The sequence below is a fragment of the Nitrobacter vulgaris genome, from assembly GCF_031453995.1.
Classification (GTDB): Bacteria; Pseudomonadota; Alphaproteobacteria; order Rhizobiales; family Xanthobacteraceae; genus Nitrobacter; species Nitrobacter vulgaris.
In genome coordinates this window covers 58,400-68,279 of sequence record NZ_JAVDPZ010000023.1, presented here as the reverse complement: position 1 = coordinate 68,279, position 9,880 = coordinate 58,400, and the positions used below count along the sequence as shown (strand labels likewise).

Annotated in this window: 7 protein-coding genes; 1 reads left to right on the top strand and 6 read right to left on the bottom strand. The window is 61.0% G+C overall.

Annotated features, from left to right (window positions below):
• The 3 genes from GGQ85_RS14155 to GGQ85_RS14145 form a co-directional block, all read right to left on the bottom strand.
• Positions 1 to 1,097 (bottom strand): putative inorganic carbon transporter subunit DabA (locus GGQ85_RS14155; RefSeq protein ID WP_309775044.1); only part of this gene is annotated, 1,097 nt, incomplete at its 3' end.
• Positions 1,082 to 1,840, bottom strand: coding sequence for a hypothetical protein (locus GGQ85_RS14150; RefSeq protein WP_309775043.1), 759 nt, complete (start codon positions 1,838 to 1,840; stop codon positions 1,082 to 1,084). The genes GGQ85_RS14150 and GGQ85_RS14155, both read right to left, overlap by 16 nt.
• A gap of 5 nt (positions 1,841 to 1,845) precedes the next feature.
• Positions 1,846 to 3,546 carry a proton-conducting transporter transmembrane domain-containing protein gene (locus tag GGQ85_RS14145; RefSeq protein WP_079447083.1) on the bottom strand — a complete coding sequence of 567 codons (1,701 nt, stop codon included), beginning with the start codon at positions 3,544 to 3,546 and terminating at the stop codon, positions 1,846 to 1,848.
• Positions 3,547 to 3,754: 208 nt separating this feature from the next.
• On the opposite strand from GGQ85_RS14145, the gene GGQ85_RS14140 reads away from it, so the two are divergent.
• Positions 3,755 to 4,048: a hypothetical protein gene (locus tag GGQ85_RS14140; RefSeq protein WP_079447084.1), complete on the top strand. Its 294-nt coding sequence runs from the start codon at positions 3,755 to 3,757 to the stop codon at positions 4,046 to 4,048.
• A gap of 845 nt (positions 4,049 to 4,893) precedes the next feature.
• On the opposite strand, the gene GGQ85_RS14135 is transcribed toward GGQ85_RS14140, so the two are convergent.
• The 3 genes from GGQ85_RS14135 to GGQ85_RS14125 form a co-directional block, all read right to left on the bottom strand.
• Complete coding sequence (locus tag GGQ85_RS14135; RefSeq protein ID WP_309775042.1) at positions 4,894 to 5,160, bottom strand: hypothetical protein; 267 nt, start codon at positions 5,158 to 5,160, stop codon at positions 4,894 to 4,896.
• 1,647 nt (positions 5,161 to 6,807) lie between these two features.
• Positions 6,808 to 8,292, bottom strand: coding sequence for an Asp-tRNA(Asn)/Glu-tRNA(Gln) amidotransferase subunit GatB (gatB, locus tag GGQ85_RS14130; protein WP_309775041.1), 1,485 nt, complete (start codon positions 8,290 to 8,292; stop codon positions 6,808 to 6,810).
• 65 nt (positions 8,293 to 8,357) lie between these two features.
• Positions 8,358 to 9,737 (bottom strand): patatin-like phospholipase family protein, encoded by a 1,380-nt coding sequence (locus GGQ85_RS14125; protein ID WP_309775040.1) that lies wholly within the window; start codon positions 9,735 to 9,737, stop codon positions 8,358 to 8,360.
• Positions 9,738 to 9,880: the final 143 nt, after the last annotated feature.

The following is a 9,880-nucleotide window of genomic DNA, read 5'->3' as shown; positions in this document are numbered from 1 at the left end:
AGATCATGGCAGCGGGTGCCGTTGCCGCGCGACAGCGTGTCGTCGATGCGCTGCGCCCAATCGGGCAACACCTCGCCACTGTGCAGCGCATAGCGCAGTACGCTTTCCGCGCCGCGTTCGCGCAACACGCTATTGAGCTGTTCACGCCGGACCGGCGTGCCACGACTGCGCGCGCTCTCCTGCAGCAACGCCAGGCCCATTACGAGCCGAATTGCCAGAAGATCGACAATGTCGGCGGGGTACTGCTGCGCCCAATAGTAGTGCTTGGCCGACGCGCGCCAACGCACAAAGCCGGTCCAGCCATGCAACCGGGTGAGCACGCGCGTGAAGTAGATCGGCCAGGTGTCGGCGCTGATGCCCATCTCCTCCATGACGTACACGACGGCGCTCTCGGCGTCCTGCACCAGATCGAGAATGCGTGGCATGTGTAGCCCACGCAGGAACATGCGCGCATTGCGCCGCGTGAGCTCGCTCCAGGCAACGAACAGGCCGCGCTCGCGCCCGGGCATACGCCAGGCCGACTGGTCTTCGTCGAAAAAATCCAGGCAGTTTTTGATCACCAGCTCGTCGAGTTCGTCGGCCAGGCTGGTACCCCACATTGCGTCGACCGCCTCGGGCAATGTGCGCGCGTGCAGACGCTGCTCAAGATCCGGCAACAGCGCCGCAACGTCGACAGCCTCCGCGGAAGACGGACGGCCGTGCATCGCGGCGTGGACGTCCTTCGCCCGCACGCCGCGCACCACCACGTCGCGGTCATGCGGCAACTGCATCAGCGCCTGCAGCCAGCGAGACCAGTCGATGCCTGGCACCGAGGGCAGCTCCTGCGAGCGTCGGACGATCTCCTCGGTCAGGGTGTCCTGCCGAACTTTGCCTTCGCGCTGCCACTGCTGGTAGTTGCTGCGCGGCAGGAACATGCGCGCATGGAACAGCTCCGCACCACGGCGCACCGCCTGTTCGAACGGCATGTTTTCGAGGCCGTAGAGCGGGTTGTGGTGAATGAAGGTACGCATCGGCCAGAAAAACGGCACCGGCTCACCCGCCACATAGGCGGTCGAGCGTACCCGCAGACGCCGGCCGAGGTTCAATGCATCCACCATGACCACCCTCCGATCGAAGCCAGCACCGCGGCAACGGCTGCGAGCATCAGCAACAGACCAGTGCTGAGTGACAAGTCGACTGCGCCCGCCGGGCGCGGCCATTCTTTCCCGAACAGGCCATGCTGCCACAAGATTGCGGCCGCCCAGCTCCACAGCAACCACACCGCAAGCACGACAGTCGCCAGACCAGCGGGAATCTGCTTCAGCACCGCAAACATGGCGAAGAACCCGGGGAAAGGAGGCGCCGCCAGAGCCGCGAGCAAGGTCAGCACCAAGGCGCAGGTCAGGCGCGGAAAGGCCGGGCCGATGCGCCCACGCAGTCCGAGATACGCCCCTCCGAGACGCTCGCTCAGGCTGGAGCCGAGAACCATCAGCAGCGCAGCGGGGATTGTCACCGCCAGAGCCACGAACATGAGCGCTTTACCGTGCAGACCGTGCAGCCACGCCAGCCATACCAGGGGCCAAGCGGAGGTGGCCTGCAGCCGCGCCCAAATGAACACCTCCTGCACCGCAAGCAGCCGCCATGCATAGAGCAGCGCGGTGAACGCCGCCAATAGCTGCAGGGGAGTTATGTATTGCTCGGGTGGCGCGGCCGCCCGGTCGAGCAACAGCACCCCCGCAATGGGACACGCCAAAAGCACTGGAGCGCGCAACCACACGGGTAGCGCCTGGAGCCCGGCGTTGAACAACATGCTCAGGGGAAACAGCGGCAGCAGGATCAAGGCAAGGAACAGAGCGATCATGGCGGTCAGACCCAACGCAGCCAAATATTCACCCGCTTGGTCGCGGCCAGCAGGCTGCGTGACAGTTGGGTGTAAATGACGGACACATAGAACTCTCGCGAGAACAGGGCGTAGAGATTGAGGTAAATAGCGTTCCACCGTGTGCCGGGTTTCCCCCCGATTTCGAGCGACTGCGCATAAAATGTCACCAGCCAGGCGCCGACCAGCAACGCAGTGAAGAACAGAACAAGGATGACGAAAGCGAGGTCGTTGATGCCCGCCGCGGCATAGATGGCGTCGCGCAGCACCGGATCCGGGTAGAGGAAGGCCTCGAACGCATGTGCGATGAGTGTATAGCCCACCACTACGATGAGAAAGGACAGAAGGATCATGGTCAGCAAGCCCCATGCGTTCTCGCTAGGCAGCTTGTGAATGGAGAAGAACAATTGCGCGCCGGTGACCCAGCCGAAGAACAGCAGCACCACCGAGCCTTGCTTATGGAAGAAATCCTCCGCCACCACCCCGTGTGACAAGCCCAGCACCAGCACCGGCACCAGCACGGTGACGAGCGCGGCCAACAGCCAGGGCACCTTCTTAACTTCGCGCAGGGGACGGCGCTCGACCACGAAGCTGTAGATATCATCGGGCGGCACGCCATCCTCGTGGCGGCTTTCGCTGATGACATTGCCCGAGCCGAGGAACAGCGTGGCTTTGAACAATCCATGTGCGATGAGGTGATAGACGGCGAGCGAAAATGCGCCCAGCCCGCATTCCATGATCATGAAGCCCATCTGCCCCATGGTGGAATAGCCCAGAGATTTCTTGACGTCATTTTGCGTGAGCATCAGCGCCGAGCCGATCAGCGCCGTCACCAGCCCGACGACGAAGGCCAGGTGCAGCACGTTGGGCGCGTGAACGAACACCGGAGCGAAGCGGTTGAACAAGAATCCCCCGGCGTTGACAATGCCCGCATGCATCAGTGCCGACACCGGCGTGGGACCGTCCATTGTGTAAGGCAGCCAAGTATGTAACAGGAACTGCGCCGAGCGGGCAAACGCCGCCAGCGCCAGCAGTAGCGCCGCCAGCGGCACCACCGCCACCCCGCCGAGTTGCACACTCGGATCGGCGCTGATCCGTGTGAACAGTTCCGGCAACTGAGCGGTTCCATAGCCATGCCACAACAGCAACGCCGCGCCCACCAGGGGCAGATCGCCCACGCGATAGGTCAGAAACGTCCACAACGCATAGCGGCCGCTGGCTTTGCGACTGGTGTCGAAGCCGAGCAGAAAGAACAGCAGCACCCCAATCAGGAACCAGGCGACCAGCAGCGTGACCAGATCGGCGGCGATAACCATCAGCAGGATCACGGCCGTCATCAGGTCAAGCTTGGCAAAAAACCGCACGTAGCCGGGCTCGTCGGCCATGTAGCGCACCGAATAGACATGCACCACCAAGCTGATAGCCGCCACCAGCACCGCCATCGCCACCGCGAGATGGTCGAGCAACAGAGCCGCCGGCCCGAGTCGAGCCAGCATCACCTCGCTCTCCGGCGCGGCCAGCACCGCCACCAGCATCGCCAGCGCGACAGCGCAGGTGACAGCGGTCATCGTCACGCTGATGCGCGCCGCCTGTGCCGGCCGACCGGCTCCGGCTAGCGGGGCGACGATCGCCGATAGTGCCGGTAGCAACGGCAACACCACTAGACACCAAGAGACCCATTGGTCCACGGCAACACTCCTTGTTCGATCGGGATAGCGCGATGCCGAAGCATTCGGGGGCCCCGCAGCCCCGGCTGGCCAAGCAGGCCGGCCGCAACATCATAAAGGATAGACTGAATAAGCAAATTTGATTTTCTTATTCAGTCCCCAAGGCGAGCTGATAACAACGCTTGCCGCCAGCACTCGGCGAATCGTTTTTCATGCAAGAGAATCGTCCATGGCCAAATACGTCGGACTCGACCAAGACAGACATGGGATGACCCCGCTCGGGCGAACCGTGCTTGATGCGCGCGTGTTCGGTCTCATTCCCGAGACACAAGACTGCGCGAATTGGGACGCCGGCCAGATGCAGGCGTTGATGAGCAAAGTGGACCAGCTTTGGGATCAATACGGCAACGTTCCCAGCGCGTTGCCACCGGAGTTGGCCGATCGCCACAAGCGCGTTTATGCCGAGGCCATCGCCCGTGCAAAGGCGCGTGGCTGGGACGCTGAACTGGACGATAACGATTAGCTGGCCTGCGGCGGCCCAGGTTCGAAACCAGCCCTTTGCTCGGTCAGGCTAGTGCCTCCCAGGCGTCCTCGCCGCCGCGCTTCGCAGCAGATGTCGGTGGCAGCGGAGAGCTGCGGGTGGCGCGTGCCGTGCAACGATCTGTGACGACGGGTCGCATCACCTCAGCGTCAGGTCGCAGGATGTGGAGGCTGCGAAAGGTGAATGATCGCACGCCTTACATCTCATTAGCCCATTAGCGGCAACGCCGTTCACGCTCATGGCTGGCGCTGATTGGCGCATGATCTCTGGCAAACATTGCAGCGTGCGCCAACGAGCGGTTGAAAACGACACCCCTCGCAATCGAGCAATGGAACCAGCCCAAGCCAGTCGCTCGCGCATACTTGGCGAACAAACAGAATGCCTCGTTCTACTGGGCCTCATGCGGGTTTCTGCAGGTGCCCAGCCGCAGCCTCGATCAATAACACTGATGGGTCGGCCGGGTATTTGCCGCCTTCCCGTCCTGAGAGGAACCTTGCCCTCGCCGACGTCGACGCGCCCCTGCTTCAGGGCCCATTGAAAGGAGATGCGCAGTCCATTCGTGCAGCTATGAAACAAAACGATGGAAAGATTCCAAAACCCGCACCGACATCGCCGAAGCTATGCTGGCACAGCCCTTTCGTGCGCGCCCTTCTCGAGACGCTTGCTGCGTCGCCAGGCGGAACCGAGAGACCTTAGTTGTCGGTGGCCATATGGCACAGCTCCAGTGCCTTTGCTGCCCGAGATTTCAGATTCAATCGCAAGCAACCCGAAGGCGATACCAAGCGGTAAGACTCCCGCGGCGCATTGGACGCGAAAGTCAAAGCGGCTCAGTGCACCGTCATCCAGGCCCGCGCGTCGCGTTGCGCCATGACAATCTCGGCCTCGGACATCAGCGCCGCAACCTCGCGGCGCATCGCGGCCGCGTCAGTGTGTCCCTTAAGCGCTGCAAGATTGAACCATTTATGCGCGGCCACCAGATCGACCAGGCCGGCCCGACCGCTCGCCCAATACAGGCCCTGTTCGAAAAGAATATCCTGAATAGCGTCAGCGCTTACCGGCACCGCCGTCTCGTAGTCGATCTGCCCCTGAAACATCTCTCTGTTCCTTTTTTTGCCACCCCTGCTTCGAGTGCGGCCCATCCACCTGTTGGCGCCCCGCTGGATCCAACCGCCGTTCGCCGGCGTGCCGTCCAGACACACGGATCATGGAGGTTAAATTTGAAGAGCAGTTTAAGTATTGGGATGAATCGAACGTGAACACCGTTGCGGACAGGAATCGCACCGAATCAAAAAACCGTTATGTGACAGAGGTTTTTGTAGTTTCACAGGATTCGATTTACTGTTTCATTTGGCAAACTGCTAACCATCGCCACAGCCCGGATCCAACCGCGCTCGCTAAAGCAGGAGGCCGGACGCCGTAAGCATCACGATTCGTCGCCTTCCTGCGACAGATCAACTGCAAATGATGGAAAATGGCAGCGCCGGGGCTGAGCCACGCCAGCGTAGGACGAGGGCGTCGGTGAACACGTCAGGACCAACTCTCACCGCAGCCGAGGCTGCAAGTGATCGCGGATCTTGATATCCGCGTCGACGAAGACCGACGGTGAAACTCACCGCGTTCTTCCTTCGGATCGGTTGTCGCGGGGGGAGTTCCGAAACGACGATCCGACCGTTTGACCTGATGTCTCGCCGACACCCTCTCTCGTCGCCAAAGCCCGAATTTGAAATCTGTTTGGAAACAAACTCTCTTCGGCTCCTACGACTTCGCCGGCATCAAGCTGCCGGCGATTCCAAAGCGAACTTACTTCTTCTTCTTGGCGACCTTGCGGGTCTTCTTCGCAGTCTTCTTCACTGCGCTCTTCGTCTTCTTCACCTTCTTCGTTTTCGCTTTCGCCTTCTTCGCTTTCTTGGCCATGTTGCCCTCCAGATGTAGTGAGATGGCTTAGTCGCTGCATGCACTCGGGAATCGAAGTGCACATCATTCGAATACACCAACATATTGAAAAAAACAGTGTCTCGCTTAAGGAAGTGTTGATGCCTTACAGCGGCAAGACGGCAGCACGCACCGCGATGATGCGGAGACTCGTTGACGAGAGGCGCCAGCAAGCTAAGAAACCCTGCGCAGGCGCATCTCAATATTTTTAAGAAAACCACTGCGCCGCAGCGATATTCTGCATTCAACAAATCAGCGATAGATGCGCAGCACGCATCGTGACGAGTCGGAGCGAAGGTGAAATCGATATAGGCACGGACTCCGAGTCGCGACTTTTGGCAATAAAAATATTTTCACCAACAAGCTTGAAAGCCACCGCCCGAGCCCGCCATGACGCATCGCTTTTGCGAATCGTGAAATGCGATTCGCAAAAATTGATTCAGCTCTCACTGCTCTTCCGGGCGCTGTCGGCTCGTTGGGGCAGGCTGCAAACTCAGTTGGTACGAGCCCATGAGGACGTTTGCGAGCGGTTGGTGTTGTAGTCGATCCTTCAGTCCTTGATGACTGGCGGGCCTCGTCGAAGCTGACGAACAGATGCTCGTTGAGGCACTAGGCGCGAAGCGGCCTTTGAAGCTTTTGACAAAGCCTTCTGCATCGGCTGGCGGACGTAACGTAGCGCCACTCCGTGCCATGCGAGGCCAACTGCTTCAGCCCGCAACGCTCCGCCAAACAAACGCAGGCGCCGTCGCCCCCATGCGGTCGGGACAAGGAATGCAGCCGCGCTGCCGAGTTGAACCGACGGTCGTAGGTTACAGTCCAAGTTTGGTCTTGAGCAGATCGTTTACGGCTTGCGGATTGGCCTTACCGCCGGACGCTTTCATCACTTGACCCACGAACCAGCCGATCATCTGCGGCTTGGCGCGGACCTGCGCGACCTTGTCCGGGTTGGCAGCGACGATATCCTCGACCGCCTTCTCGATCGCACCCATGTCGGTGACCTGCTTCATCCCGCGCGCCTTGACCAGCACCCGCGGATCGCCGCCTTCGGTCCAAACGATCTCGAACAGATCCTTGGCGATCTTGCCGGAGATGGTTCCCTCGCCAATCAGGTCGATGATCGCAGCGAGCTGGGGCGCCGATACCGGCGATGCCGCGATGCTCAGGCCCTCCTTGTTGAGGCGCCCAAACAGTTCGTTGATCACCCAGTTGGCGGCAACTTTCCCATCGCGTCGCGCGTTCGCAAGACCGGCCAGAACCGACTCGTAGAAGTTGGCGCACTCATGCTCGTTGACAAGCACGGCGGCGTCATAGGGTGTCAGGCTGAGATCCGCGATGAACCTTGCCTTCTTCTGGTCCGGCAACTCCGGCAGATCGGTCTTCAACGCATCGACGAAGGACTGCGAAAACTCCAGCGGCAGCAGGTCGGGATCTGGAAAATAGCGGTAGTCGTGTGCCTCTTCCTTGGAGCGCATCGCGCGGGTCTCGCCCTTATCCGGATCGAACAGCCGGGTTTGCTGATCAATGCTGCCGCCATCCTCGAGAATTTCGATCTGACGCCGCGCCTCGTGTTCAATCGCCTGACCGATGAAGCGGATGGAGTTGACGTTTTTGATCTCGCAGCGCGTACCGAAGGGCTCGCCCGGCCGGCGCACCGAGACGTTCACGTCGGCGCGGAGGCTGCCTTTCTCCATGTCACCGTCGCAGGTGGCGAGATAGCGCAGGATCGTCCGCAGCTTCGTCACATAGGCCTTGGCCTGCTCGGATGAACGCATGTCGGGCTTGGATACGATTTCCATCAGCGCTACGCCGGAGCGGTTCAGGTCGATCGCGCTCATGTCCGCATGCTGCTCGTGCAGCGACTTGCCGGCGTCCTGTTCGAGATGGAGCCGCTCGATCCCGACCACAAAGCTCGTGCCGTCAGCAAGATCGACGACGACTTCACCCTCACCGACGATCGGCGACTTGTACTGGCTGATCTGATAGCCCTGCGGCAGGTCGGGATAGAAATAGTTCTTGCGATCGAACACCGAGCGCAGGTTGATCTGCGCGTTCAGCCCAAGCCCGGTGCGCACCGCTTGGCGGACGCATTCCTCGTTGATGACCGGCAGCATTCCGGGCATCGCCGCATCGACCAGCGAGACATGGCTGTTGGGGTCGCCGCCGAAGGCGGTCGAGGCGCCCGAAAACAACTTTGCGTTGGAAGTGACCTGGGCGTGGACTTCAAGCCCGATCACCATCTCCCAGTCGCCGGTTGCGCCTTTGATCAGGTTAGACGGTTTGACAGGTGCGTTCATGCGCGGCTTTTACTCCGGGGTTCGCGATTGGGAAACCCCATCTTACGCGGGGTGTCCACGCTCACTTACTTGCTTCCGGCAAACATGCGAAACGCGGAGCTTGCCCGCAATGCGTCCCGGCCTGCCGCGATGACCTCGTCCACCTGCTGCGGCGGCAAGTGGAATCGGGTCGGAACAGTCTCGAGGCGAGCGGCGCGCGCGGAATCAAGTTGATCGAAGCCGACGCGGCCTACGAAAAATTTCAGATCGTGACAGTTCCAACCCGGACGCGCCCCGTAACGGGCGCGCTCCGCCGCAGTCAGACCACAGCGCCAACGGACCAGCGCCGCCTGCCAATCACCCATGGTACGCTCGAAGGCCGTGTAACCCGCGCCCACACTGGCATCGATTGCGGTATTCGCCGCCGCCTTGACCAGATCGGCGCCGCTTGGACCTTCAATGGTATTGATCCAGTTGCCTGAAACGCCGGTCTTGGCATCCACGACCACAAACAGTCCGCGCCGGATTTTGACGGCCTGCTCGGGTGACAGCGGTTCATAGGGAGCGCGCGCCGACAGCAGCGCGATGGTGAAACCGGCCAAGCCGTAGTTGTCGACCAGACCACCGTCGAGCAGCTTGATGTAGGGAATTTCGCCATCATGATAGCGGCTGATTGCTTTCGCAAAGGCGCTCAACATCGGCGGCGCGTTGCGATTGTCGCGCGCTTTCACGATCCATGCCGGCAGCGGATCCTTGCATCGACCCGGAAAGGTCTGAATCACCACCGGCGCGAACGCGACGGGGACCGCCGCCGACGCCGCCACCGCGTTTGCCATCGGATAAGACTCGAGGTCGCTGCACATTGCGCTGAACGCAGTCACACCAAAAACAAAGGGCGTGCGATTGTAGATGTCGGAGGCGTTGATCCACACCCGCGGGCGTACCGTCTTTCGTAGATCGGCGAAGGTCGCGCCATGAAACAGGTTGGCATCGAGCCAGCGCGGCAGGCCGTTGGAATCGTTGATACCGCCGGCGAACGCTTTGCCAAGCGTGGCAAGGTTGAGGTTGGTTTGAAGTCCCTCCTCGGCATTGCGCAGCAGGAATTTCTCACGGAAGTCGGCCATGGCCGCTCGTTTGCGCAATCCGAAATACGCAGCGGTCACCGACCCTCCGGACACTCCGGAAATGAAATCGATGCGGTCGATCATGGATGCGCCGCCGCCGCGCACCGGCGTCTGCGCCAGTTCTTCCAGCACGCCGAAGGAAAAGGCAGCCGCCCGCGTACCGCCGCCTGAAAACGACAGCGCGACCAGATCGTCGTCGGTGGCGGAGCGTTCTTCGAAGTTTTCGTGCAGTTGGCCCGCGAGATCGGCGCTGCTGCCCGGCTGGTTGACAGGCGCGTTCTGAATCGACGCGCAACCAAGCAGCACCGTACACAGTCCGATGACAGCAAATGCTGAACGCATGGTCGTAAAGTCGCCCCGCCAATCGCGCGCCGACTATGGTTCGGGGCGCGGCGAATGGCAATCCGTCTCGACCGGGCTACCTCCCGTTGTGGTCAATTTGCGGCGCTGATACCGCGAATAAAGCGGTAATTAAATTGGCGGGG